Annotated in this window: 22 protein-coding genes; 12 read left to right on the forward strand and 10 right to left on the reverse strand. The window is 53.0% G+C overall.

Annotated elements, in window-relative coordinates; translation table 11 throughout:
• The first annotated feature begins 214 nt into the window (after positions 1–214).
• The 6 genes from HP566_RS17775 (at position 215) to HP566_RS17800 (ending at position 8,709) form a co-directional block, all read left to right on the forward strand.
• Positions 215–2,416, forward strand: coding sequence for a TonB-dependent receptor domain-containing protein (locus HP566_RS17775; RefSeq protein ID WP_249978650.1), 2,202 nt, complete (start codon positions 215–217; stop codon positions 2,414–2,416).
• Between the two features lie 273 nt (positions 2,417–2,689).
• Positions 2,690–3,604, forward strand: a complete 915-nt coding sequence (locus tag HP566_RS17780; RefSeq protein WP_249978651.1) for a LysR family transcriptional regulator — start codon at positions 2,690–2,692, stop codon at positions 3,602–3,604.
• An 89-nt stretch (positions 3,605–3,693) separates the two neighbouring features.
• Positions 3,694–4,569, forward strand: a complete 876-nt coding sequence (locus HP566_RS17785) for an AEC family transporter (protein ID WP_249978652.1) — start codon at positions 3,694–3,696, stop codon at positions 4,567–4,569.
• A gap of 92 nt (positions 4,570–4,661) precedes the next feature.
• Complete coding sequence (locus tag HP566_RS17790; RefSeq protein ID WP_249978653.1) at positions 4,662–5,825, forward strand: PQQ-dependent sugar dehydrogenase; 1,164 nt, start codon at positions 4,662–4,664, stop codon at positions 5,823–5,825.
• Between the two features lie 26 nt (positions 5,826–5,851).
• On the forward strand, positions 5,852–7,297 hold the full coding sequence (locus HP566_RS17795; protein ID WP_249978654.1) for a sensor histidine kinase: 1,446 nt from the start codon (positions 5,852–5,854) through the stop codon (positions 7,295–7,297).
• A gap of 11 nt (positions 7,298–7,308) precedes the next feature.
• Positions 7,309–8,709 carry a sigma-54-dependent transcriptional regulator gene (locus HP566_RS17800; protein WP_249978655.1) on the forward strand — a complete coding sequence of 467 codons (1,401 nt, stop codon included), beginning with the start codon at positions 7,309–7,311 and terminating at the stop codon, positions 8,707–8,709.
• Positions 8,710–8,797: 88 nt separating this feature from the next.
• Here HP566_RS17800 and HP566_RS17805 read toward each other — a convergent pair whose 3' ends face one another.
• Entirely contained in the window at positions 8,798–8,995 is a 198-nt protein-coding gene (locus HP566_RS17805; protein ID WP_249978656.1) for a hypothetical protein, read from the reverse strand.
• Positions 8,996–9,261: 266 nt separating this feature from the next.
• A complete protein-coding gene (locus HP566_RS17810) occupies positions 9,262–9,666 on the reverse strand; it encodes a hypothetical protein (RefSeq protein WP_249978657.1) in 405 nt (134 codons plus the stop codon).
• A gap of 434 nt (positions 9,667–10,100) precedes the next feature.
• On the opposite strand from HP566_RS17810, the gene HP566_RS17815 reads away from it, so the two are divergent.
• The 4 genes from HP566_RS17815 to HP566_RS17830 all read left to right on the forward strand — a co-directional run bounded on the left by HP566_RS17815 (position 10,101) and on the right by HP566_RS17830 (position 15,037).
• Positions 10,101–11,303, forward strand: coding sequence for a quaternary amine ABC transporter ATP-binding protein (locus HP566_RS17815; RefSeq protein WP_249978658.1), 1,203 nt, complete (start codon positions 10,101–10,103; stop codon positions 11,301–11,303).
• The gene (locus HP566_RS17820; RefSeq protein ID WP_249978659.1) at positions 11,303–12,133 is read left to right on the forward strand and encodes an ABC transporter permease; all 831 of its coding nucleotides are present in this window, start codon (positions 11,303–11,305) and stop codon (positions 12,131–12,133) included. The genes HP566_RS17815 and HP566_RS17820 overlap by 1 nt, the downstream gene beginning before the upstream one ends.
• 166 nt (positions 12,134–12,299) lie before the next feature.
• Positions 12,300–13,166, forward strand: coding sequence for a glycine betaine ABC transporter substrate-binding protein (locus HP566_RS17825; RefSeq protein ID WP_249978660.1), 867 nt, complete (start codon positions 12,300–12,302; stop codon positions 13,164–13,166).
• A gap of 230 nt (positions 13,167–13,396) precedes the next feature.
• On the forward strand, positions 13,397–15,037 hold the full coding sequence (locus tag HP566_RS17830) for a BCCT family transporter (protein WP_249978661.1): 1,641 nt from the start codon (positions 13,397–13,399) through the stop codon (positions 15,035–15,037).
• 90 nt (positions 15,038–15,127) lie between these two features.
• On the opposite strand, the gene HP566_RS17835 is transcribed toward HP566_RS17830, so the two are convergent.
• From HP566_RS17835 to HP566_RS17860, 6 genes are all read right to left on the reverse strand, one after another.
• The gene (locus HP566_RS17835; protein WP_249978662.1) at positions 15,128–15,853 is read right to left on the reverse strand and encodes a 3'-5' exonuclease; all 726 of its coding nucleotides are present in this window, start codon (positions 15,851–15,853) and stop codon (positions 15,128–15,130) included.
• Positions 15,854–15,855: 2 nt separating this feature from the next.
• The gene (locus HP566_RS17840; protein ID WP_249978663.1) at positions 15,856–17,766 is read right to left on the reverse strand and encodes a DUF294 nucleotidyltransferase-like domain-containing protein; all 1,911 of its coding nucleotides are present in this window, start codon (positions 17,764–17,766) and stop codon (positions 15,856–15,858) included.
• A gap of 183 nt (positions 17,767–17,949) precedes the next feature.
• Entirely contained in the window at positions 17,950–18,336 is a 387-nt protein-coding gene (locus tag HP566_RS17845) for a DUF4168 domain-containing protein (RefSeq protein WP_249978664.1), read from the reverse strand.
• A 165-nt stretch (positions 18,337–18,501) separates the two neighbouring features.
• Complete coding sequence (gene mtgA / locus HP566_RS17850; RefSeq protein ID WP_249978665.1) at positions 18,502–19,218, reverse strand: monofunctional biosynthetic peptidoglycan transglycosylase; 717 nt, start codon at positions 19,216–19,218, stop codon at positions 18,502–18,504.
• Positions 19,219–19,228: 10 nt separating this feature from the next.
• Positions 19,229–20,083, reverse strand: a complete 855-nt coding sequence (gene fghA, locus HP566_RS17855) for an S-formylglutathione hydrolase (RefSeq protein ID WP_249978666.1) — start codon at positions 20,081–20,083, stop codon at positions 19,229–19,231.
• A gap of 75 nt (positions 20,084–20,158) precedes the next feature.
• Complete coding sequence (locus HP566_RS17860; protein ID WP_249978667.1) at positions 20,159–21,268, reverse strand: S-(hydroxymethyl)glutathione dehydrogenase/class III alcohol dehydrogenase; 1,110 nt, start codon at positions 21,266–21,268, stop codon at positions 20,159–20,161.
• A 166-nt stretch (positions 21,269–21,434) separates the two neighbouring features.
• On the opposite strand from HP566_RS17860, the gene HP566_RS17865 reads away from it, so the two are divergent.
• Positions 21,435–22,334: a LysR family transcriptional regulator gene (locus tag HP566_RS17865; RefSeq protein ID WP_249978668.1), complete on the forward strand. Its 900-nt coding sequence runs from the start codon at positions 21,435–21,437 to the stop codon at positions 22,332–22,334.
• On the opposite strand, the gene HP566_RS17870 is transcribed toward HP566_RS17865, so the two are convergent.
• Positions 22,331–23,698, reverse strand: a complete 1,368-nt coding sequence (locus HP566_RS17870; RefSeq protein WP_249978669.1) for an L-serine ammonia-lyase — start codon at positions 23,696–23,698, stop codon at positions 22,331–22,333. The genes HP566_RS17865 and HP566_RS17870 overlap by 4 nt on opposite strands.
• A 184-nt stretch (positions 23,699–23,882) precedes the next feature.
• Between HP566_RS17870 and HP566_RS17875 the strand changes: the two genes are divergently transcribed.
• A complete protein-coding gene (locus HP566_RS17875) occupies positions 23,883–24,545 on the forward strand; it encodes a hypothetical protein (RefSeq protein ID WP_249978670.1) in 663 nt (220 codons plus the stop codon).
• 109 nt (positions 24,546–24,654) lie between these two features.
• Here HP566_RS17875 and rpoD read toward each other — a convergent pair whose 3' ends face one another.
• Complete coding sequence (gene rpoD, locus HP566_RS17880; RefSeq protein WP_249978671.1) at positions 24,655–26,508, reverse strand: RNA polymerase sigma factor RpoD; 1,854 nt, start codon at positions 26,506–26,508, stop codon at positions 24,655–24,657.
• Between the last annotated feature and the right edge of the window lie 195 nt (positions 26,509–26,703).

A 26,703-nucleotide genomic window follows, 5' to 3' on the forward strand; every position in this document is an offset into this window, starting at 1 on the left:
TAATAGTAACGATTCTCAAAAGCAAACGCACATGCATTCCACAGAATCTTACGTTCGATCATCTGCAACCTTATGAAAAATTGCAGGTTGTCAAAATCGCAACACCATGTTCCGTAGTAACGGCTCGCACTTGTGAACTTTTCTCAATAAAATCCATCGCCGACATGATAATCAATATCATTAGAAAATAGCTATCGTCATCAAGGGGATCTCCATGCCGCGTTTCAGTCGCCACGCCTTAGCCAGCGCCATCACACTTGCTGTTGCTTCCACCGGAGTTCAGGCCCAGGAGAGCAGCGCTCTTAGTGATCTGGTCGTGACGGCTTCAGGCTATGAGCAATCACTCAGAAATGCTCCCGCCAGCATCTCCGTTATTACCCGTGAGGAGTTGGAGCAGAAACAGTTCACCAATGTCGCTGAAGCGATTTCCGACGTACCTGGCGTCGATGTTCGCTCTGGGACAGGTAAAACCGGCGGGCTGAATATCTCAATTCGAGGTATGCCCAGCAGCTATACCCTGATTCTAATTGATGGGCGGCGCCAAAACACATCCGGTGACGTCACCCCTAATGGCTTTGGTGAAACATCCACCAGTTTTATGCCACCTCTTTCAGCCATTGAGCGCATCGAAGTTATCCGAGGCCCCATGTCAACACTATATGGCTCAGATGCCATGGGCGGGGTAATCAACATTATTACCCGCCGTGTAGGCGACGAGTGGGCGGGTTCCGTTACGGTTGAAAATTCGTTCCACCAGAATCGGGATGAGGGTAACACCTCCGCCATCAACCTTTATACGTCGGGCCCTCTGGTCGAAGACACCATTGGCCTACAGCTACGTGGCCGCCTGTTTGACCGCGATAATTCCGAACGCATGATCGAGAATAGCTCTGGGCGCGACCCGCGCCCTACTGAGGCACGCATTTACTCCATTGGCGGACGCCTGAACGTAACGCCAGATGCAACCAACGAATTCTGGCTGGATATGGAGCGTTCACGCCAAACTTACGATAACAGCGATGGGCGCCTCGGTAATCTGGACGGCTCAAATCCAAATAATCCAGATCAAGTTTACGGCTACGAAGACGAGTTACGCTTCAACCGCGATCAGATTGCCATTGGCCACACTGGGCGCTTTGAAGCCGGCACATGGGAAAGCAGTATCAGCCACAATGAGACAGAAACCCTGGGACGCACCCTTCCTGCTGGCGACGCCCCTGACTATGGTTATGTAGCAGAAGGTGGCGAACCACGCCTTCTTGAAAACCGTGACATTGTTGTCGACAGTAAGTTTGTCGCCCCTATTGGAGATCATATGGTCACCATCGGCGGCCAATATATCGATGCCAGACTGGAAGATGGTACCGCGGGTAACGAAAGCTTTGAGCAGAATAGTTGGGCAGCTTTCGTTGAAGATGAATGGTTGCTGCGTGATGACCTAGCGCTGACACTGGGCGGCCGTTATGAGAACCACGACGCCTTTGGGGGCCACTTCAGCCCTCGCGGCTATCTGGTGTGGAACACAAACGACAGCTGGACACTGAAAGGTGGTATTAGCCAGGGTTATAAAACACCAACACTGAATCAGTTGCACGATGGTATTAATGGCTTCGGTGCCCAGGGCGCGACCGTTAACATCGGTACTCCCGACCTGGAGCCAGAAAAAAGCACCAACTACGAAATTGGCGCGATCTATGACAATCTGGACGGCTTCTCTGCCGGTGCCACCGTCTTCTTCACGCAGTTCCGTGACCGTATTGCTGATGCCGATGATATCCCCAACTGTCAATTTATCGACAGTGATGGCAATACTCCCAATGCAGGGCTTGCCAACTGCCTAAGCGTGGGTAACTTTACCCAGCAGGAAAGTTTTGGTCAGTTAACCAATATTGATCGTGCTGAGACGCGCGGCATAGAGCTGACAGCCAATTACCAAATCGCACCAGCATGGCATATCAGTGGCGGTTACACCTTTACTGACTCTGAAATTACGTCTGGTGACAACGAGGGGATGATTCTAACCAACACCCCGAAACATAAGCTCACCGCCGACCTGACCTGGGCCATTAATGATCGCTGGAGCACCACGCTGGAAGGTGAGTACTACTCTTCCCGTGAACGCTTCTCTGCTGGGCTGCCCACCACTGGCGAAACACTCTCACTGTATGAGCAGTTGGGTAACAAGCTGGATAGTTATGAGCTATTCAACCTGCGTAGCACCTACCGCTTCTCTGATAGTGTTCGCTTAACGGGCACCATCTATAACCTGCTGGACAAGGACTTCACCGCCTACGATACCTTCGAACATAATGGAGATACGTACGCAGCCTACCGCTATACCCAAACCGGCCGTTCGACTGAAGGTGTTGCACTCGACGGGCGCAGTTTCTGGTTATCAGCCACCTATGAGTTTTAACCAGCTCTCGCTATAAGGTTCTTTTTACTGTTTCAATGCTGACTTATTGCCCCGGCAACGCCGGGGCTTTTTTATAGATACTTGACGAGCATCACTCCGCTGGCGTGCAAGCATGTCACAATACACCCATCAACCTGGAAGTGTGGCTGCACACGGTACCCAGAGAAAGACGATAGAGCGCTGCCTTACACGTAACACAAATGCCTATTATTTTCATTAGCGCATAATAGATGGCACAATATAGCCACCACCTTTGCCCAATGGGCCCACACCATGTATGATTTTGATGAACTTGCAGCGTTTGCCGATGTAATGGCAACTGGCAGCCTAACCCGTAGTGCACAAAAGCTGGGGCTTGCAAAATCGACGCTTAGCCGACGTATCAGCCAGCTTGAGGCAAGGCTGGAGCAGCCGTTACTGAGACGCCAGGCAAACCGTCTGATACCCACGGAAGCGGGTTTACTGTTTCATACCTACTGCACCGAACTGCTGGCGATGGCCGCCCATAGCCAAGAGGCACTGGCTGAGTTGCAGCAGGAAATCAGTGGGAAAGTCACCCTTGAAGTGCATGGGGCACTTGCCCGGGGCTGGATGGCAAGCGTGGTGGACGCATTTTTAAACCGCCACCCCAAGATTGAGCTAACGCTGTATACCCGAGAAACACCACCCACAAAAATGCATAGTAATAGTGTGCATATATGGCTTGGCGCCACCCATGAGTGTGGTTTGAATCAAGAACGACTGGGGCACTTAACACGGGGCCTCTATGCCAGTCCACACTATTTATCAAAAGCAGGTCCTCTGGATCACCCCAGCCAGTTGCACCAGCACGCCTGGATTGATCTGCTGGATACGGCATCATCAGGCCTGCCACTACGCCATCCAAAGCATGAGGAGTATGTCTTTAGCCCGCCCCACTCAAGGCTCAGAGTCGATTTAACTCTACTCCATATTGATGCCATCGCTTATGGTCAGGGTATCGGCCTACTCCCCCACTGGCTGGTAGAAAGACGCGAGCACCACCACCCTGGTGAACTGATTAACTGTTTACCCGGCTGGGAGCCAGCGCCCCTTCCTATCACCATGCTCTATGCCTATGGTCATCAGTCGCGCAGGGTGAACGCACTGCTGAATTTTTTGCGTGAACAGGTACCTTCACAATGGCAAGGCGTTGCCACACTGGTATAACCCCCTCGCAAACCCCATCGCCGATTCACCTTGCCAGTTAACCGCTGCATTACCGACAATAGGCAGCTTGAGATTGCCAAGGAACAAGAATGCTTGCCGAACTGTTTGCCGTGATGGCCCCTGTTCTCGCCGGTGCAGGGCTGGGCTTTCTATGGGTTCGATTAGGGCACCCCTACCCTGTCGATTTTGTTACCCGTCTGGTTTTTAACATTGGAACTCCGTCGCTGGTACTGGCGTCTTTATCGGGCGCTGATATCGATGCCTCTACCTTCGGCCGCACCATGCTGGCTACTTCTCTGGTTATTCTCACCATGGGAGCCACCACATTTATTGTTGCCAGGCTGTTGCGTCGCCCCTGGCGGGTGCTTCTGGCTCCAATGATGTATCCCAATACCGGCAATATGGGCCTGCCGGTAGTGCTTTACGCCTTTGGCAGTGCCGGTTTTGCCTATGGGATTACTATAATGGTCACCGTTTCACTGTTTCAGTTCACGCTGGGTGCAGCACTTAGCAGTAAAGGTAACCCTCTTATAACACTGGTAAAAACCCCCACAGTGTATGCCATTCTCATTGCTATGGGGCTACTGCTAACCAATACTTCCCTCCCGCCCTGGCTGGCCAATACAGTGGACCTCATGTCCGGCTTTACCGTACCGCTAATGCTGATCACACTCGGGGTTTCTCTGGCCAGTATCCAGGTAACGAGCCTGCGTTCAGGGTTGGGCTTCAGCCTTGTGCGCATACCACTTGCAGCGGCCACTGCCTGGTTGATTGCCGAGTGGATAGGATTACCCCCCTTGGCCCAAAGCATTCTGGTCGTTCAAATGTGTATGCCCGTGGCGGTAATCAACTATTTATTTGCCCAGCGGGCCCAGCGCGACCCAGGCTATGTTGCCAGCCTGGTGTTTTGCTCTACCTTGCTTGCGCTCTTTTACCTGCCCGTGCTTTTAGCAATGCTAATATAACCTTAGCAAGGGAACCCCTACCGAGGAGCAGAGTCACTGCTAGACTAATGACGATCTTACCGTGGGCAACAACGACAACAGGAGGGAACACTATGCAGGCTGTACACCAGGAGGCCTTAATCACTCACTGGTACGCCCCAGCTGTTAGTGGTCTGCTGCTGGCAGGCTCTATCAACATAGCGCAGGCCGAAGTGACTCACGAGTCGATTGCCACCGAGCATTTTAATATCTCTATTGAGCGTGTGGCTGATGGGTTTCAGCACCCCTGGGCGGTGGCAGTACTCCCTGATGGCCGCTATTTGGTTAGCGAGCGCAATGGACAATTAAACCTGGTTGCCCCTGATAGCGGCCAGACCCAGGTGCTGGAAGGGATGCCCTCGGTTAACCACCACGGGCAGGGGGGGCTGCTCGATGTAGTGCTGCATCCATCCTTTGGTGATGAAGCGCATAACTGGATCTACTTCACCTGGAGTAAGCCTGACGGTAACAACAGCCGCTCTGCTCTCTCCCGCGTTAAGTGGCAAAACGACCAGCTAGGCGAGGTAGAACACTTATTTGAGCAGGATCGCGCCTCCTCCCCTGGCCGCCACTATGGATCGCGCCTGGCCTGGTTGGAAGATGGCACGCTGTTAATGAGTATCGGTGACCGTGGGGTTGATCCATCCAGAGCCCAGGCCAGTGATGATCATGCGGGTACGACACTCCGTCTCACTGACACCGGAGGAGTACCCGATGACAACCCTTATGTCGATGACAACAGCACGCTGGATGAAATCTACACCACCGGTAACCGCAATATTCAGGGCATGGTAGTGCTGAGCGACGGAGAGCCCTGGGCGTCCGAGCATGGTCCCCGCACTGGTGATGAGCTGAACCATATCAATCCAGGTAATAATTATGGCTGGCCCGACGTTAGCCTGGGCAACGATTACGCCACCAACGAACCCATCGGTGAAGACACCCTACCCGGTATGGTTGACCCGGCCTATGTCTTTGAAGGCCGTTTTGCCCCCTCTGGCCTGGCAGAAGTGACAAGTGATGCCTTTGGCCCTTGGCAGGGCCACCTGTTGGCAGGCGGCTTAGGTAGTGAAAAGCTACTGCGTCTTTCACTTGAAGGTGATCAAATTATCAATGAAGAGCTTATTCTTGAAGGCCAGATCGGTAGAATTCGGGATGTTCGCCAGGGGCCAGACGCCATCTACCTGCTAACGGATAGCAACCAAGGCGGCCTTTATCGGCTGCGAGTCGTCGACTAACGGCTAACTACCACCATGGATGTGCGATGCGACTACGTAATTTAATTATTTTAACGGTAATTGTGCCGCTCTTTATTGTGTTGGTGGTATTTAGCCTTGTCGCTATTAAATCATTGGAAGACAACGTTCGTTCCAAGCTGCAAACGGAAGTCGAAATTATCACCAGGGCGCTAAGCACCTCCTTGAGCTATGCCGTCGCCCGGGATAGCGCTACCCCCCTTGAGGAATCGCTACAATCCGCCTTCTCTTTCCACCGAATTTACGGTGCCTATGTATTCGATACACAGGGCCGGGAGGTGTATGGACTTGGGCTAGGTAAAGACCTGTTTACCCCGGAAGAGATACAACAGGTAATCGAACGTGATGATCTGTATAGCAACTATCGCCAGCATGAAGGCTGGACCTACTATTCAGCCCTCACGCCGCTACGCACTCAGGATGGCACAGTACATGGGGTACTCCAGGTAAACCGGCTGAATACCGGTATCGAAAACTATACGGGCTTTATCAGTATCGTGGCGGTGCTGGTCTTTGTTATCGGCGCAGCGGGCATTGTGTTCAGCATCTGGTGGGGGTTCCGCCACTACATTGAGCGCCCCCTGAACCGTCTGTTGCGCGTCATGTTGCTCGTGGAAGACGGCGATCGCAGCCAGCGGGCCAGCGTGGAAGGCCCTACCGAGTACCGTCGACTGGCCTCAGGGCTAAACGGTATGCTGGATGCCATGGCTGAGAAAGATCGCGATATCGATGCGCGCCAGCGGCGGGAGATTGAACTAGAAAAGCGCCTGAGAAAATCCAAGAAGCTCGCCGAGCTTGGCGTGCTGGCAGCAGGTGTCGCCCATGAAATTGGTGCTCCGCTGACCGTCATTAATGGTCAGGCCCAGCGTCTGGCCCGACGGGATGTCATTGGCGACCCGGAACGCGCCCAACTTGGCCGTATCCGTGGCGAAGTAGAACGCATTGTCGAAATTGTGCGCCAGCTGATGGAGCTAGGCCGACAACATAACGTAGAGAAAGGTAACCAGGCCCTTGATCAGCTTATCCTGAATGCCAGTGAACTGGTGGAAGAGGAACTGGAGCCACGAAATATTCGTCTAGATGTTGATCTTCCCTCACCTGCCCCCAATTTACTGGTTAATGGACAGCAAATTGTGCAAGTGCTTACCAACCTATTACGCAATGCAGCGCAAGCACCTAACGTCAGCCTGATCCGCGTACGTGCAAAGCGACACAATGATGAGCTAACGCTTTGGGTGGAAGATAACGGGCCAGGCATTCCCTCATCGCACCATCATCAAGTGTTTGACCCTTTCTTTACCACCAAGCCTGTAGGCCAAGGCAGTGGTCTGGGGCTTTCCATGGTGCATCGCATTATTAACGACCACGGCGGGACGATTGGCGTATTTGACAGCGACCTTGGCGGTGCTGGCTTTGAAATTACGCTGCCCCTTAGTGAAACCGCATCCGCTTGAGGACAACGTTTGTGACCCATCAGGAACACCTTTTACCGTTATTGGTGGTGGAAGATGACGCCGCTATACGCGAGTTATTGGAAGAAGAGCTCAACGACGCGGGCTACGACACACTGGGCGTTCCCAGCGCAGAAGAAGCAATTGCGCTGTTAAGCCATACGCCCGTTGCAATGATGATTACCGATGTCAGGCTGCCGGGGATGACCGGCATTCAATTACTGCAACAGTTGCGCCAGAGCGGCAGTGAGCTCGGGATTATTGTGATTACCGCCTTCGGTACGATCGATCAGGCGGTAGAAGCGCTTAAGCTTGGTGCCGATGATTTTCTTACCAAGCCGCTTGATTTGGATGCTATCCGCGAAGCCGTATTTCGCGTACTGGAGCGTCAGCGGTTGTCGCTTTCCCACGATACCGTGCTGAATCACTTCCATGGCATTGTCGGTAAAAGCAACGCCATGCAAGCGCTATTTCACAACGCTTCGCGTCTGGCCAAAAGTGATGCGCCTATTCTGATTCTGGGCGAAAGCGGTACAGGTAAAGAGCTGCTTGCCCGAGCCATCCACCAGGAAAGCCCACGCCATGATGCGCCATTTGTTCCCGTCAACTGCGCCAGTATTCCCGCAGATTTGATGGAGAGTGAGTTTTTTGGCCATGTGAAAGGTGCCTTTACCGGTGCCAATGAAGCACGCAAGGGGCTTTTTCATAGCGCCCAGGGTGGCAGCCTGTTTTTGGATGAAATCGGTGAAATGCCGATTAATCTGCAAGCCAAGCTCTTACGCGCTTTACAGGAAAAGACTGTCCGCCCGGTTGGTGGAGAACGGGAAGAACCTGTGGACGTGCGTATTATTGCAGCGACTCACCGTAACCTGGAAAAAGAGATTGAGCAGGAGAACTTCCGCAGCGACTTATTTTATCGACTGGAAACCTTCTCACTGCGCATTCCTCCACTAAGAGAGCGTGGCACCGATATTGAGCATCTGATTTTTGCGCTGATTGATAAGCATGCAGAAGCTCAGGGTAAGCAGATTGAGCAGATTGAACCGGAAGCCTTGCACAGCCTCCTGAACTACACCTACCCCGGTAACGTACGGGAGCTTGAAAACGCTATTATGCGTGCGGTTACGCTAAGCGAGGAAGGTGTGCTCCACCATCAGGATTTACCCGAACGGCTACGCGAACAGGCTAGCCAGGAATCAGGCAGCGAGATCACCCCCACACTCAGCGGGGAAGTACTGCCTGGCACCCAGGTACCTGCACCAGCGCCCGCTCGGTGGCCCAGTCTGGAAGAAGTGGAAAAACGCTATATCCGTAAAGTACTTGAAGCCACTGGTGGCAATAAGCGCAGAACGGCTGAAGTACTTGGCATTGCCCGACGCACTCTTTATCGTCGTCTGGAAGACGACACCGAATAACCTCCAGCCTGCAACTCTCCTGCACCATGGGCTAACATCATGCCAAGGCGGGGCTATATGTACCTAGCCTTGGCATCAGCCTTATCAGTTACAGCTCATCGCTGGGCGCCTCACCGGCGTCCTCATTCGACATGGGGCCTTGGCTCATTGGCTGTTCAGGTTCAGGCTCTGCTTCCTCATTAGGCGGCGAGCTATCACCACACCCAGCCAACGCCAACGTACCAAGGACCAACATGCCACTTAGCAGTAATACGCCCAAACGGCTATTGCGGATTGATGACATCATGTCGTACTCCTTCCTTTAAGTGATATGCCTGTGCGATAACCACCTCTTCAACGTAGCGGCTTGGCCCTGATTTTTCCAAATTCATCACTTTGTTCTGGCACGGTGTTAGGGCGTTCAGTCCAGTGATTCGATACAACTTTTGCTGAGCAGAAATGAACAAAAAAACCCCCGCGGGCGCGGGGGGAAAGGATGATAAACCGTGTGGAGCAGCCGCAGGGAACAGACAGCTGGGTCGGCTTACCATCGTAGGGAGCGGTGGGCAGTTACTAGCCGCCAGTCATCTCGTCGTCATCTTCATCAGCACCGGGCATTGGGTCAGTGCCTTCACCAAAACCAGGCTCCTCTTCCAGATCCGCATCCATCTCCGGCTCTTCACCTGGCATTGGCTCTTGGGTACCTACAGCATCATCATCAAGCCCCGGGTCACCATTCATCGCTGGTTCCTGGGGCGCTGCTGCTGAGTCACCCATAGTAGTCTCGTCATCCATCGCAGGCGCTTCACCAGTAGAAGTGGTGGCATCCTGCTCTAATGTCTCGGGTTGCTGAGCAGGTGGCATTTCATCTTCACCATTACCACAACCTGCTAATGTCAATGTGCTTACGGTAGCCGCCAACATGCACAGCGTTAATACGCGCGGACGCTTAATGGCCTGTTTCGCTTGCTTATCCATAAGACTTGCCTCCGTTGAAACTCACTAATATCGCTTGTGCAGTCACTGCCCTGGCTTGACCAACACATGAAGTGCAGGTAGACAGTACATTACATGACGTTAAATCATCTTTATCTTCAACCTACTCTATTCACTTAGTATGCCAAAGCCAACAAATTATAAATTATAAACTATAAATCAATAACTTAAAAAATAAAAACAAGCTCCTGTAATACGCTAATCCAATCACTTACATGGGTGCAAAATGGCACATGTGGCGTTTATTGTCCGCATAATCGAGGCGTTGTGACACATAGCTAACACTTATGTATAATAATTAGTAATAAATTTTTGAACATAACCTCAATTTCTACTTATGAACCGTTCTGTGTCGCTGTTTTCAATCAAGCAACGACACAAGGCTGCTCATCTCAATATATAAGGCACCGCTATATATGGACGAGACACGCTCTGTCAAAATTCAGGTACGCGGCTTAAGCAAGGTGTTTGGCAAGCAGCCTAAAAAAGCCCTTGAGCTGCGCGACCAGGGCCTTAAACGCCCGGAAATACTTGAGAAAACCGGCCAGACGCTGGGCCTCTCGAATATCTCTTTCGATGTTTACGAAGGCGAACTGTTAGTCATTATGGGCCTTTCAGGCTCAGGTAAATCCACCCTGATTCGCTGCCTGAACCGCCTGATTGATACGACAGAAGGCGACATCATCATTGATGGTGAAAATATTCCCACGCTGGGAGAGAAAGCGCTTCTTGAGTGTCGGCGGCGCCACTTTTCGATGGTTTTTCAAAACTTTGCGCTCTTCCCTCACCGTACCGTTCAGCAGAACGCCGAGTTCGGGCTTGAAATTCGTGGCATTGATAAGGTGGAGCGTAGAGACATTGCTCACACTGCACTTAAACAGGTGGGCTTAGAAGGCTGGGAAGACGCTTATCCCAACCAACTTTCCGGCGGCATGCAGCAGCGTGTGGGGCTAGCGCGCGCCCTGGCAAACGATGCCAGCGTATTGTTGATGGATGAAGCATTTTCCGCTCTTGATCCGCTGATCCGGAAGGATATGCAGCAAGAGCTTTTACAACTGCAATCAAAAATGCAGAAAACCACCGTATTCATTACCCACGACCTGGATGAAGCGCTCAATATTGGCGACCGCATCGTGCTGCTGAAAGATGGCGAGATCGTACAGATAGGTACCCCTGAAGAGATTCTTACCCAACCAGCAGATGACTACGTGCGCCGCTTTATCGAGGGTGTGGATCGCTCCCGAGTGCTGACAGCCGAAAGCGCCATGCGGCCAGTAAGAACAACGGCCCGTAGCAGTGACGGCCCACGCACGGCGCTGCATCGCATGCGCGACCATAGTATTGATTCGATCTACGTTACTGACCGCGACCGCCACCTGCTCGGTTTGCTCGAAGCCGAGACCGCAAGCCGTGCCATTGAAGCCAAGGCCGAGACAATTACCGATTATCTCACTCAGGACTTCCGTAAAGTGCCGCCTGAAGAGCCACTCCAGAACCTGTTTGCCATGTTTAGTGAAAAGAGCTTTCCTATCGCCGTTGTTGATAAGCAGCAGCGCCTGCTGGGTGTGGTGGTAAAAGGCGCCGTATTGGATGAACTGGCACGAGCAGGAGAGCAATAATGGACATTCCCCGTATCCCCCTGGGCAACTGGATTGAAGGCGGCCTTAACTGGCTAACCAGTGAGTACTCACTGGTAACCCGCGGCATTTCACGCTTCACGCAGACCGGCATCAATAGTTTGAATGACAGCCTAATGTGGCTGCCAGAGTGGGCGCTGCTGGCAATTATTGCACTGCTGTGCTGGAAAATCGCCAGTATCCGTTTGGCCATTGGTGCCGCTGCGGGCTTGGCATTAATCTGGAATCTGGGGCTCTGGAACCCCATGATCGAAACGCTTACGCTTGTGGTTATCGCCACCTTTGTGGCTGTGGTCATTGCATTGCCAGTGGGCATTGCCGCCGCCCTTTCTGAGCGACTATACCGGCTCATCATGCCCGCGCTCGACTTTATGCAGACCATGCCTGCATTCGTCTATTTGATACCCGCCATTCCATTTTTCGGTATCGGTTCTGTATCGGCTATTTTTGCCACCGTCATTTTTTCAATGCCACCAGCGATACGTTTCACCACACTGGGTATTCGTCAGGTTCCCGTTGAGCTTATCGAAGCTGCCGATGCCTACGGTGCCACCCGGGGCCAGAAACTTGTCAAAGTGCAGTTGCCACTGTCCCTGCCAACAATAATGGCCGGGATTAATCAAACCATTATGCTGGCGCTTTCAATGGTGGTAATCGCTGCGATGATCGGTGCAGATGGGCTGGGCAGTGAAGTCTGGCGTGCCATTCAGCGCCTGCGTCCTGGTGATGGCTTTGAAGCCGGCATTGCCGTTGTTATTTTGGCCATGCTACTGGATCGCTTGACCCAGTCCCTGCGTAAATCGCGCCAGTAATCTCATTGTCAGGCGTGCTGCGTTGACTGACAAGCTTGATCAGCACTCCATCAATGACCATGCTGAACAGCATGCTCTTCATTTTTATTAAGGCTTGTCATATACGACGTTTATAAAGTGCATCGGGTTATACAACCCCATTGTTTAAACACCAGGGAGCAAGTGAATGAAAACTCGCACGTTGAATCACCGCATCCGTTTCGCTTCACTAGCCGTTGTCGCAGGTACCGGCCTTACTGTTGGGAGCCTTGCCCACGCCCAGGGCACGGTCAACCTCGGCTATGTTGAGTGGTCTTCTGAAGTCGCCTCCACCAATGTCATTGCCGCAGTACTTGAGCAGGCTGGCTTTGACGTAGAGCTGACCTCCCTTTCCGCGGCGGCCATGTTTCAGGCACTTTCGACAGGTGATACCGATGCTATTGTAGCGGCTTGGCTACCCACCACTCACGCAGAATACATGGAGCGGATTGGTGATCAGGTGGAAGACCTGGGCGTCAATCTGGACGGAACCAAGCTCGGCTTAGTCGTCCCTGAATACACCGATATCGACTCGATTGCCGACCTCAACGACAACACCGACCGTTTCAACAATGAGATCATCGGCATAGATCCAGGCGCTGGCTTAATGGGCCTGACGGAAGAGGTGGTCGATACCTACGGCCTTGAGCTAAGCCTGCGCAGTGGTAGCGATGCCACCATGGTGGCGGCACTCAGCAATGCCATTAACAACGAAGAAGACATCGTTGTGACCAGTTGGACACCCCATTGGATGTTCGCTCGCTGGGACCTCAAATACCTTGAAGATCCAGAATCCATTTACGGTGGCGCGGAACAGATACATACCATTGTACGTCAAGGCCTGGAAGATGACATGCCAGAAGCCTACGCTATTCTGGAGGCGTTTGAGTGGACACCAGAACAGATGGGGGAAGTGATGCTCATGAACCAGGAGGATGGTAGCGACCCCTACGAAAACGCCAAACAGTGGGTTGAAGAGAATCAGGATGTGGTAGAGCAGTGGCTAAATAGTTAAGCGCTCCTCACCATGACCACACAACAGAGGGTTACGGCCCTCTGTTGTCGTTGTAAGCATCGCCATTTTTATGCAGATATGCGCATTCGCTTAACAAACATTAAGCAACGTTTGCTACTGTTAGCTATGTAACGCGTGCCAACCCGTGCATCATATACTCGACGTGACGCTTTGGCCGTCATGCAGTGGATATGGGCCGGGTGGTTTTTGTTCGACATGGAGAGGCTCCCGTGGATAACCCTGATTCTAAACGCCCCACCGAAGAGCCGGTATCCGAGGGCATACCCGCCCCTGATGGCCCGGCAAACCTTATCGATACTGATTATGTTATTGGTCAGGACAACATCACCACCAACACCATGGGGTTTAACCTTGACCTGCACGGCAAGGTATTCACCATTTCAGCGTTGGTGGTGCTGCTGTTTGTCATATTGACGCTTGCGCTTCAAGACACTATCGCCCCCCTTTATGATGCCATCTTCAGCTTTCTGACGGGCAATTTGGCGTGGTTCTTCATTCTTGCTGCGAACATATTCGTCATACTTTGCCTGGGTTTGATTGTATCGCCTCTCGGTAAAATCCGTATTGGGGGAGCAGATGCCAAGCCGGACTTCACCTACACAGGCTGGTTCTCCATGCTGTTTGCCGCGGGTATGGGCATTGGGCTGATGTTCTTTGGCGTGAATGAACCCCTTACCCACTTTGGCACCTCCCTTGATGGCGGCAATTGGGCCCCCCTGGCTGGCGCTGAAGGCGATGCCGCCGGTGCGGCTGCACTGGGCATGGCGGCTACGATCTTTCACTGGGGCCTGCACCCCTGGGCGATTTACGCAGTGGTGGCTCTGTCCCTGGCGCTGTTCTCGTTTAACAAGGGTCTGCCACTCTCCATGCGGTCAGTGTTCTACCCGCTGTTGGGCGAACGGGTATGGGGCTGGCCAGGCCATGTGATTGATATTCTGGCGGTATTTGCCACGCTATTTGGTCTGGCTACCTCTCTAGGGTTGGGTGCCACTCAGGCCGCAGCCGGGCTAAGCCACCTGTTTGGCGCCCCCGAAAGCGATGTCACGATGATTCTACTGATCATCGGCATTACCATGATCGCCATTGGCTCTATTGTTGCCGGGGTGGATAAAGGTGTGCAGCTGCTTTCAAAAATTAACATTGCCATGGCAGCTGCGCTGCTGTTCTTTGTGATTGCCGTTGGCCCAACTCTGCTCATTGCCACCGGTTTCTTTGAAAATCTGGTGAGCTATATTGTGCATCTGCCTGCGCTGTCGAACCCGTTCGGACGTGAAGATGTCAACTTTACCCAGGGCTGGACTGCGTTCTACTGGGCGTGGTGGATCTCATGGTCTCCCTACGTAGGTATGTTTATTGCGCGGGTTTCCCGTGGCCGTACTGTACGTGAGTTCCTGATTTCAGTATTGATCGTACCTTCTGTGGTATCGGTACTATGGATGACCACCTTTGGTGGTACCGCCATTGACCAGTACGTAAGCCAGGGGATTGAAGCCGTGCGTGAGGCAGGCGTTGACCTTCAGCTATTTATCATGCTGGAGCAGTTGCCGTTATCACAAATCACCTCGTTTATTGCCATTTTATTGGTCATTATCTTCTTTGTGACGTCGTCTGACTCAGGCTCTCTGGTTATTGACTCTATTACCGCAGGTGGCAAGGTTGATGCACCAAAGCCACAACGTGTTTTCTGGGCGATTATTGAAGGGGCCATCGCCATTGCACTGCTGTTAGGGGGAGGCTTGACCGCCCTGCAAACAATGGCAGTCTCTACCGGCTTCCCGTTCACCATCATTTTGCTAGTGGCCTGCTACGCCATTATCAAAGGCCTGATGAGCGAACCCAAGGCGGTATAACCACGCACATCCTTATTGTGTGCCAGCAGCAGATAAACGGGCAGCCATAGAGCTGCCCGTTTATATTTTCTGCGGTCATATCAGATAGCATCAACACCATAATGATTTTAACGGCGTATCGGGTGTGTAGCGATGAGCAATCTGCGCCTGAAGCAACTCTGCCGTTGCCAAGGCATCCACCAGCGCATGGTGCCCCTGATAAGCAGGCAAACCATAACGATCACGGCTGGCATGCAGACGAATGGAGACTGGCGGCCTGCCCAGCCAGCGACGGAAACGGGCCCATAGCGTTTGGCGGTGTAAACGGGCCTCTAACGACATGGTATCGATCATCGGAAACATCACCCCTTCGCCACGCCGCTCTTTCACTGCCGTATCAAGAAACGGACGCTCGATATTGCGAAAGTGAACGACCACCAGCCGCCCTTCCAGAGCACCTAACAGCTCATCAAGGATATCCTCAAGGTCGGGGGCCTCAGCAATTTCAGAATGGGTAATATGATGATAGGCAATGGAAGCCTCATCCAGCGGCCTGGGGGGCTTCACCACCCAGTAACGACGTTCGGACAGCTTGATGCGATCCAACGTAAAAGGCACAACACCGATACTGACAATCCCATGGTGCCGTTCATCCAGCCCGGTGGTTTCCATATCAAGCGCCACCAAGGGTACCTGCGATATCGGCGTCTCGGGATCAGGCAGTGGCGCTGCAAAAAACTGCTTCAGTGCACCATCCTGAGCGCGTTGGGCGCGCGCAGCAAAGTAGTCGGCCCAATTAGACTGGGTAACTCGCTGGCGTGGACGTATTCCCTTCATACTTAACGCCCCTGCCGCTGGGCAGGCACCGGATAGCGGAATGTTAAGAATTTTTGCGCATTGCTTAACACCTGAAAGGCATCTTTAAGGGTATGTCGTTCGCTATCTGCCACATTTTCCGGCTCTATATTGTTATCGGGCGTACGCTCTTCCTGCAGGTCGATCATTTGATGACGTAAACGCGACATGCACAAAAACTCAAAAGCATAACTAAGCTTATCACTTACCCCTGTTGCCAGGAGCTGTGTTTGGCTAATGTCGTTTAACCGCTGAAACGAATTTTGCGCTTTTGAACCGCACGCCAGGGCATGAACCCGGATCAAATCCACCATGGGTGCCGTACCACGCCGTTTCAAGTTAATCGAGTTATTATGCTTGCCGTCCTTTTCCATAACGAAGGTACGAAAAAACCCCAGCGGTGGCGTACGGTTAAGCGCATTACGCGCCATGGCAGCCAGAAACAGGGGGGATGTGGGGGCTGTCCGGGCAATCAAATCCTGTAATGCTTCAACATAATGATCCTCCCCATAGATACTGTCCAAATCGAAGAAAATCGAGCTGTGCAGCAGTTTCTCTGGGGTCGGATTTGCCATCCAGTCTTGGAAATAGCTTTTCCACACCCGCAAGGGCTGTCGCCACTGGCGGTTGGTCGCCATCACGTCTCCCTTGCAGTAGGTGTAACCACACGCATCCAGGCCATTGCTTACATACGTCGCCAGCGCTTGAAAGTACTCGTCATGTTGATCGGGCTGGAAATCATCCGATAAAATGAGGGCATTATCCTGGTCTGTCACAATACCCTGTTCGTTACGGGCCATCGAACCGTTCACCATAAAGCAGTAAGGCACAGGGGGCGGTCCCAGCTTCTCTTCAGCCAGCTCTAAAAGCCGCCGGGTAAAGCTGCGCCCGATGGTGGACAGTGCGCTACCTATCATCTGCGAGTTAGCACCTTCCTGCACCATCCTTACAAAGGCTGCCCGCACATCAGCCGCCAGTTTGGCGAGTCCCTGGGCGCTGGATTGGTTAAAGATATTACTCACCAGATAGAGCCCGCTATGGGTCTCATAGCGAATAATATCGGAAAGATGCACCACGCCAACGGGGCGCTGACGGTACAGCACCGGTAAATGGTGAACATTACTACGCAACATGGTCAGCATGGCTTCATATATTGACGCATCTGATTGAATCGTAATCAGGCGTTCAGAAATCACGTCACCAATAGGCGTTTGCGGCGAAAGCCCTTCTGCGACAACTCGGGTACGGAAGTCGCTATCGGTAAGAATGCCGCACATCTGCCAGGTCTTACCTTCGCTATCCTGAAAGCTATAGCGAGGGTTGCTGTTGCCGTCATCAATCACCAACACAGCCGATGCCTGCGCGTCGCTGATCTGTTTCGCAGCATCCTGAACAGTGGTGGTGGACTCCACCATCACCGGATAGCTCGTCACAAGCCTGCGAATCCGCGTCACCATCATGTCGTTTGATTTTTTTTGCTGCTCTGCAACGGTTTCCAAACGCGGGCGCTCAAGTTCGACAAAATCCGCGAAATCATCATCCTCTTCGCAGAGGCGCTGAAAGATCGAATCCGGGATAAAATAGATCAGCGTATCTTCAATCGCAGTAGCGGGAAAACGCACCTTATGATTACGTAGTAAACTGAAATGACCGAATATATCGCCTTCCACCAGGCGGTTATAAAGCTCCCCCTTCCGGCGATACACTTCCACCGCACCACTACGGATATAGCACAGCTCGTTGAGCACCTCATTAAGCACGAGAATATCGCTGCCGGTTTTGAAGTAGCGAACCTCCACCTGCCCCGCAATGGCATCAAGAAGTTCATCGGATAAGCCATCAAAAGGGGGAAACTGCCCCATGTGTTGGCGTATTTCCAGCAGTTCAACATCCATGCAACCTCCTGCAACCGGCACGATAGCCATAACCAGCGCTTAAGTTTGGCTTGGATAAGCAGCACCGTAAACCCTGTCCACCATAAAAAAGCCCGGCGCTAGGCACCGGGCTTTTGGGAACTGACGGGAACAGGTTAAGGAAAATCTGTCACCATTCGCCAGCGTAACACTTACGCTTAGCGATTAGGATTGACCAGCCATTTCCTGTACGCGCTGCATCATTTCCGGATCTTGCTGGATTGATTGGCCAATGGCATTGAAGGTATCAACATCCAGACCGCTATCTTCAACCACTTCAATCATGCGGTCGTTGGCTTCGGCGCGAACTTCCTGTTGTGCAGCTTCGTCTTCTGCTTCCTGCAGACGCTGTGTGTACTCTTGCGAGATCACGGCGATTTCTTGAGAAGCATCGGCGAACTGCTGTAGCTGCTGATCAGAGAAATCCTGAGCGGGCGCTTGCTGTGTAGCCATCGGATCCTGTGCCGGGTCTTGGGCCTGGGCATACGCAGTGCCCGCCATCAAACCAGTGGCGAGAAGAGCAGCAGAGAACAAAGCAGTCATACGTTGCATAGTAAGAAACCTCATTGGCGCGTTATGAATGTGAGGAGTGTGACGCGCTGTTTGGACACAGGTTCAACTTTTAATGTAAAAGTTAGTAACAAAAAGAACCAAACGTAACAAAAGAGAGCATTTAACCTTCCACCAGTGGCTGGGTTTAATGCTGAGGCTTATGGTTTACAGACGTTCCAGGTATCCGACCCCACCCAGGTTACGCATTTGTTGACGAATCCATTGGCTGCGACGCTCAACCTGAGCATCTGGCCGGGAGGCACTTCGAGTTCGCGGGCTGGGCAGGATGGCGGCCAACAGGCTTGCCTGACGTTCAGTAAGGGCGCTGCCTGAGGCACCAAAATAGTGTTGGGCTGCTGCCTCAAGGCCAAAAACCCCGGTATCCCACTCGGCAACGTTCAGATACACCTCCAGGATTCGCTGCTTACTCCACAGCGTTTCTATCAGCAGTGTAAACCATGCTTCCAACCCTTTGCGGGTCCAGCTACGCCCGCTCCATAAAAATACATTCTTGGCGGTTTGCTGGCTTAATGTGCTGGCACCGCGCAGTCGTGCGCCGTCCCGGCTGGCCTCCCAGGCACGGCGCAGCTCAACAATGTCAAAGCCCCGGTGGATAGGAAAGCGCTGGTCCTCAGCGGCAATCACTGCAAGTTTGGCATTGCTGGATAAATGATCCCAACTTCGCCATTGGCGGCTTATATCGATGGGTTCGCTATTGATCCAGCTTTGCACTTTGCGCTCCACCATCACCATGGAGCCGGGTGGCGGCACAAAGCGAAACAGCAGAACCAGTGCCACCGAGAGCACCACAAATGCCAGCACGCCACGCCACACAAGACGCCATAATTGACGAAGAAAACGGCGCAACGCGCGATTTAGCATTTCGGTATCCTTAACGCTTCATGAGGTGTTCTGCATGATAGCGCAAATGATCCTCAATAAATGAGGCAATAAAGAAGTAGCTATGATCGTACCCTGGCTGACGGCGTAGCGTTAGCGGATGATTATGCTCTTCACACACGGCCTCTAAACGTTCGGGCTGCAACTGCTCTTCCAGGAATTGGTCAGCCTCCCCCTGATCGATAAACAACCGCTGGCGGGACGCGCCATTGGCTACCAGTTCACAGGCATCGTATTGGCGCCAGCGAGATTGATCCTCCCCCAGGTAACTGGTGAAGGCCTTCTCCCCCCAGGGGCAGTTCATGGGATTGACGATGGGTGCAAAGGCAGACACCGACCGGAAGCGGCCGGGGTGGCGCAGCGCCAGGATCAGCGCACCATGACCACCCATGGAGTGACCACTAATGGATTCGCGCCCATTGACGGGAAAGTGCTGCCTAACGACGGATGGCAGCTCTTCAATCACGTAGTCGTACATACGGTAGTTGGTTTTCCAGGGCGCCTGGGTGGCATTGACATAGAAGCCCGCGCCGGAACCCAGGTCATAGCTATCATGCTCGCCGGGCAAATCGGTTCCCCGGGGACTGGTATCCGGGCAGACAATGGCTACGCCCAACTCCGCAGCGATACGGTGAGCTCCCGCCTTCTGCATAAAATTTTCATCGTTGCAGGTCAGCCCCGACAGCCACCACAGCAACGGCACCCGATCGTTCTCAGCCTGGGGCGGCAGATAAACGGCAAATACCATGTCGCAATCCAGCGCCCGGGAGTAGTGGCGGTAGCGCTTGTGCCAACCACCAAAGCTACGGTTGGCTGACACCAGTTCTAAAGTTTCACTCATGCTCATGGGCAGGCTCCTGGAGAAGATGAAAACGCGGCAGGGTGCCCCCACCGCGTTCTTAGATCATGAAACTAATGATACTCAGTAATGCAGTACGGTACGAATACTCTTGCCAGCATGAAGCAGATCAAAGGCTTCGTTGATCTTCTCGAAAGGCATGTCATGAGTAATAAAGTCATCGATGTTGAGTTCACCGTTCATATAGCGCTCAACGTAGCCTGGCAGTTCACTACGGCCTTTCACACCGCCAAAGGCAGAGCCTTTCCAGACCCGGCCGGTAACCAATTGAAACGGGCGCGTGGAAATCTCTTCGCCCGCACCAGCCACACCAATGATAATCGACTCGCCCCAGCCTTTATGGCAGCACTCCAGCGCCGAGCGCATGACATTGACGTTGCCAATACATTCAAAGGAGTAATCAACACCGCCATCGGTCATATCGACAATCACCTGCTGAACCGGGTCACTGTACTCTTTCGGGTTAACAAAGTCGGTGGCACCAAACTGTTTCGCCAGCTCGAACTTATCGGGATTAACATCGATGGCAATAATCTTCGCGGCCTTGGCCATTACCGCACCCTGAATAACCGCCAGACCAATCGCCCCCAAGCCAAACACTGCGACAGTAGAACCGGGCTCTACTTTTGCCGTGTTAAGTACCGCGCCAATCCCCGTGGTGACGCCACAACCCAGCAGACAGATTTTATCCATCGGCGCCTCTTTGGAAACGACCGCGAGCGACACTTCCGGCAGCACGGTGTACTCGCTGAAGGTCGAGGTGCCCATGTAATGATGGAGCATTTTACCGTCCAGCGAGAAGCGCGAGGTACCATCCGGCATGACACCTTTACCCTGTGTGGCACGCACGCTGCCACACAGGTTGGTTTTACCCGACAGGCAGAACTTACACTTACCACATTCGGCGGTGTAAAGCGGAATAACGTGGTCACCGGGCTTGACGCTGGTGACTCCCTCACCCACTTCCTGCACCACACCCGCCCCTTCGTGGCCGAGTACCGCAGGGAAGTTACCTTCTGGGTCCGCGCCAGAAAGCGTGTAGGCGTCCGTATGGCAAACGCTGGTAGCCGCCATTTTGACCAGCACTTCACCCGCCTTGGGGCCTTCAACATCGATCTCAACCAGTTCAAGTGGCTTACCTGACGCTAGTGCTACAGCTGCACGTGACTTCATTGCTTTATCTCCTGGGTAGTATCAACAGAAAGCTGAAGACCTGTTGGGTCTTAAGACGGCAGTGGTTGCAGTGTAGGTCAGCTGGGCTTCGTTGATAAACCGGGATACACTCACAAGATTATTGCCACTGAGCAACAATCAACTTTATACCGGGGAGTGAGTGCCCTTGCAGCGCTGGGATCGTATTGAAGCCTTTGTTGAGGTGGTAAGGTTGGGAACCTTCTCTGCTGCCGCACGACATTTAAAAGTATCCACATCACATATCAGCCGCCTGGTGAGCCAGCTTGAAAACCAACTGGGTGTTCAACTGCTATACCGCACTACACGCCAAATTCGCCTTACGGATGCAGGTGCTATTTACGTTGAGCACTGCCGTCACCTGTTCGATGGGCTACGCGATGCGGAACAGGCCATCAGTGAACTCCAGGCCAAGCCCCATGGCCTGCTAAAACTGACCTCTGCCACTACCTTTGGTGAGCGCTATATCGCGCCACTAGTCAACGACTTCCAGTGCCAGCATCCACAGCTTGAGGTGCATATGCACTTTACCAACCGCCCTGTGGAGCTGATCGAAGAGGGCTACGATATTGCTATCCGAATGGGAGTTCTGAAAGATTCAAGCCTCATTGCTCGCAGGCTTTGCGAGCGCCGCGAGTTTATTGTGGGATCAAAGGCTTATTTTCGTCAGGCGCCGCGACCACATACACTGTCTGAACTGAGCCAGCACCGCTGCTTGATTGGCTCTCGCCCCAGCTGGCTGTTCGAGGTTAACGGCCAGCGACGGGAAGTACGTGTAGAAGGCTGTTGGAGCGGTAATTCCGGGCCGGCGCTATTGGATGCCGCCCTCAAAGGGCTTGGGCTGGCTCAACTACCGGATTATTATGTAGCGCCCTATCTCGCCAGCGGGGAACTGGTGTCCGTGTTGGAGCCATTCCAGCATCATGATACAGCGGTGTGGGCAGTGTATCCCCGTCACCGCCATCTCTCACCCAAAATCCGCCAGCTGGTTGATTACCTGGTTGCCAATATTACCAGCGCGCTACCTGGCAACACGCTATCCCCCTAACATTCGATGGCGTTAACCGCCAGCCCGCCTTTTGAGGTCTCTTTATATTTATCCTGCATATCGCGGCCGGTATCCCGCATAGTGCGAATCACCTTATCCAATGAGACAAAATGATCACCGTCACCGTGGAGTGCCATGCGCGCGGCATTAATCGCTTTCACCGATGCAATGGCGTTACGCTCAATACACGGCACCTGCACCAGCCCCGCTACCGGGTCACAGGTTAAGCCCAGGTTATGCTCCAGGCCAATTTCAGCGGCATTCTCCACCTGTTTGGCGGTGCCCCCCAACACCTCAGCAAGCCCTGCTGCAGCCATGGCACAGGCAGAACCCACTTCTCCCTGGCAGCCTACTTCGGCGCCGGAAATAGAGGCATTTTTCTTACAGAGGATACCAATTGCCCCTGCCGCCAGTAGAAAGTCCACCACATCGTCATCACACGCATCCGGCTCAAACTTCAGGTAATAAGCCAGTACCGCTGGCACAATCCCCGCCGCGCCATTAGTGGGTGCCGTCACCATACGCTGGCCCGCTGCGTTCTCTTCGTTCACGGCCAAGGCAAACAGATTGACCCAGTCCATCACCGTAAAACTTGACACAATCAGCCGCTGATTGGTTGGGGGCGACAGCAACTGCTGATGTAGCGACTGCGCACGGCGTCTTACGTTAAGGCCGCCCGGTAATCGCCCTGTTGCCTGCAGGCCGTTCTCTATACTGACGCGCATAGCGTGCCAGATCGTAAGAAGCTCTCTGCGAATGGCATCTTCGCCACGCCATGCCTTCTCGTTCTCAAGCATCAACTGGCTTATGCGCAGTTGATGGGTTTCGCAGAGTTCCAGCAATTCGCTGCCGGTCTCGAAGGGGTAAGGTAACAACGTTGTATCCTCTTCGATTCCCCCCTTGTCGGCACACGCCTGATCAATATAGAAACCACCACCGAGGGAGTAGTAGGTGTTCGTTGCGACGACAACCTCATCCTGGTACGCCGTGATAACCAGAGCGTTAGGATGAAACGGTAAACAACGCTCATCCCACTCGATATCACGCTGTTGATCAAAGGGACAGCTCTGTCCACCGGGTAGCGTTAGCGGCGTCGCATTACCCAGCGCCTCCAGCCGGGGCTCAATGCTATCCGGATCAATAGTGTCCGGTGACTCTCCCATCAGTCCCATAATGACCGCTCGATCCGTGCCATGCCCAACCCCCGTAGACGCCAGAGAGCCATGCAGCTTTACCACAATACGATTCAGCGGCTGCTTCTCAAGTGACCACACAAAATGAGAGGCAGCTCGCATCGGCCCAACGGTATGGGAGCTGGAAGGTCCAATGCCAATTCTAAACAGGTCGAATACGCTAATTGCCATGCTATCCCCTCGCCTTTCAGCGATTGTAATGACTACACCACAGATACTTTGCAGTCTTTATGACTAGTCTTCCAGCCTTTCCCAGTAGCATCTGCGTGCGAGCATGGAAAAGTGACGATATAATGAACATTCACTACTGCATGTTTATTTGCTGGCTACTCTCCTTGCCCTCTGAGGAAATTAAATGTCACTCCCCCCTCCTGCCTGGCCGATCAGTTTCCGCACAACACTGCTGCGCGCAACACTCTATGTGCTGTTTATCGGCGCGATAGCACAGGGCGCTTACCTGGAAGCCATCTATCTTCCATCAGTTCGCTACACAGAGTTTGGGTTCACTGAGGTTACCCAAACCATTATCTTGGCAACCTGCTGTGGCATGCTTTTATATATACGCCATGTTCTTAACGTGTGGCCCACGGTGACGTTGCTGCTGTTTGCGTTTATTGCCGCTTCTCTGGTACGTGAACAAGACTATCTTTTAGATGAGTTTGTTGCGCCTCATACCTGGAAAATAGTGGTTTCTCTGTTTGTTATCCCATCCATCACCTGGGTGGTGATTCAGCGACACCGCTTTCTGGAAGAGTTTCGTTACTACAGCAACACCTTTGCTTTTGGTCTGTTCGCGGGTGGCGTGCTGGTTACCTACGTGTTTTCCCGTTTGTACGGCAGGCAAATTTTTTGGCGTGCAGTGCTTGAGGATAATTATGTACGCATTTTTAAAGATGTGGCTGAAGAAGTGGTGGAACTGCTTGGCTACAGTTTAATTCTATTTGCGACACTGGAGCTTCTGTTACTCGCTTTACGCATCCGCGCATCGAGGCGTCTGTCATCAGCCCCTTTGTCGTAACGCTGATTTGGTGGCGTAGTAACCAAGCGGCTTAGCCGTAAAAAAGCCCGCCGTTCTTTGAATGGCGGGCTTTCGGCCTTGGCAGCTACTCACTGCTTATACTTACCACTTACTCGTCAAGGAAAGAGCGTAACGGCTCCGAACGGCTGGGATGACGCAACTTACGCAGTGCCTTCGCTTCAATCTGACGAATCCGCTCACGGGTCACGTCAAACTGCTTACCTACTTCTTCAAGCGTATGGTCGGTATTCATATCGATACCGAAACGCATGCGAAGCACCTTCGCTTCACGAGCGGTTAAACCGCCCAGGACATTACGGGTCGCTTCAATGAGGCCTTCACCAGTCGCCATATCGATGGGCAGCAGCATCGTGCCATCTTCGATAAAGTCGCCCAGGTGGGAGTCATCATCATCACCAATCGGCGTCTCCATTGAGATCGGCTCTTTGGCGATTTTCAGCACCTTGCGTACCTTGTCTTCCGGCATTTCAAGACGCTCACCCAGCTCTTCCGGTGTTGGTTCGCGGCCCATCTCCTGAAGCATCTGACGGGACACGCGATTAAGCTTGTTGATCGTCTCAATCATATGCACCGGAATACGGATGGTACGCGCCTGATCAGCAATAGAGCGGGTAATCGCCTGACGAATCCACCATGTGGCATAGGTCGAGAACTTATAACCACGGCGATATTCGAACTTGTCCACCGCCTTCATCAAGCCGATGTTGCCTTCCTGAATCAAATCCAGGAACTGCAAACCACGGTTGGTGTACTTTTTGGCAATCGAGATAACCAGGCGCAGGTTAGCCTCAACCATCTCTTTCTTGGCACGGCGGGCTTTCGCCTCACCAATCGACAGCTTGCGATTCACCTCCTTGAGGTCGGCCACGGTAAGCTGCACCATGTCCTCTTCGAAAGCGATCTTACGCTGTGAACGGGCAATATCCGCACGCAGTGGCTCCAGTCGATCCGCATACTTGGGCTGCGCTTCCTGGAAAGCATCCAGCCATTTCGAATCAGACTCGTGACCAGGGAACGACTTGATAAACGTCTTACGCGGTACCTTGGCTTTCTTGACGCATAGCTGCATCACCGCTTTTTCCTGGGCACGTACCTGCTCAACGCTGATACGCACCTGACCTACCAAGCGCTCGAAATGCTTTGGCACCAGCTTGATGGGTGAAAATAGCTCAGCCAGGCGTTCCTGTTCCGCTTTCAGCGCAGCGCTACCACGACCATGCTCAGCCAACGCAGCTTCCACGGCGGCATTCTGCTCACGGATCTGCTCGAAACGTGCCTTCGCTTCTTCAGGATCCGGGCCACCTTCGCTCGCTGTCGTATCGTCATCTTCGTCGTCATCGCTATCGATATCATCGTCATCGCTTAGCTCAGTATCGACTTCCGGCTCCGGAACTTCGGCCTCGGCCACCCCCGGAATCCCCTCGTCGGGATCAATAAATCCCGAGAACAGATCAGACAAACGCCCAGGGGCTTCTTCATCCTGCGTGGCATCGTAAGCTTCGAGGATTGAGGCAACCGCGCCCGGCAAGTAAGCCAGCGCTGACATTACTTCACGGGTACCCTCTTCGATCCGTTTGGCGATTTCAATTTCGCCTTCACGGGTCAAAAGCTCAACCGTTCCCATCTCACGCATGTACATGCGCACAGGATCGGTAGTGCGACCAACGTCGCTTTCCACGGCGGCGAGCGCCGCTACGGCCTCTTCCGCAGCGGACTCGTCCGTGGAGTGATCCGACATCATCAAAGTGTCTTCATCTGGCGCTTCTTCAACGACACTGATACCCATGTCGTTGATCATGCCAATGATGTCTTCCACTTGATCCGGGTCGGCGATATCCTCGGGTAGATGGTCGTTGACCTCGGCATAGGTCAGGTAGCCCTGTTCCTTGCCGCGCGCGATCAACTCCTTCAGACGTGACTGCTGCTGCGCATTTCCAGCCATAGAAACCCTATCTCGACGAAGAAGAATGAAACACCTGGGCGCTGAATCGATTAAATTCAACAAGCCGAACAGTATAGCGTAAATAGCTGGTTTTTTTCCAGCGAAACGTATTTGCGCGGTCATTCAGGTGTGTTAGGTTGTTCGGTTAGGCCAGCGCCTGGCGACTGGCCCTGTATGTGGTGTCAAAACAGCGAA

It is taken from the genome of Vreelandella olivaria, assembly GCF_023507745.1.
GTDB classification, from domain to species: domain Bacteria; phylum Pseudomonadota; class Gammaproteobacteria; order Pseudomonadales; family Halomonadaceae; genus Vreelandella; species Vreelandella olivaria_A.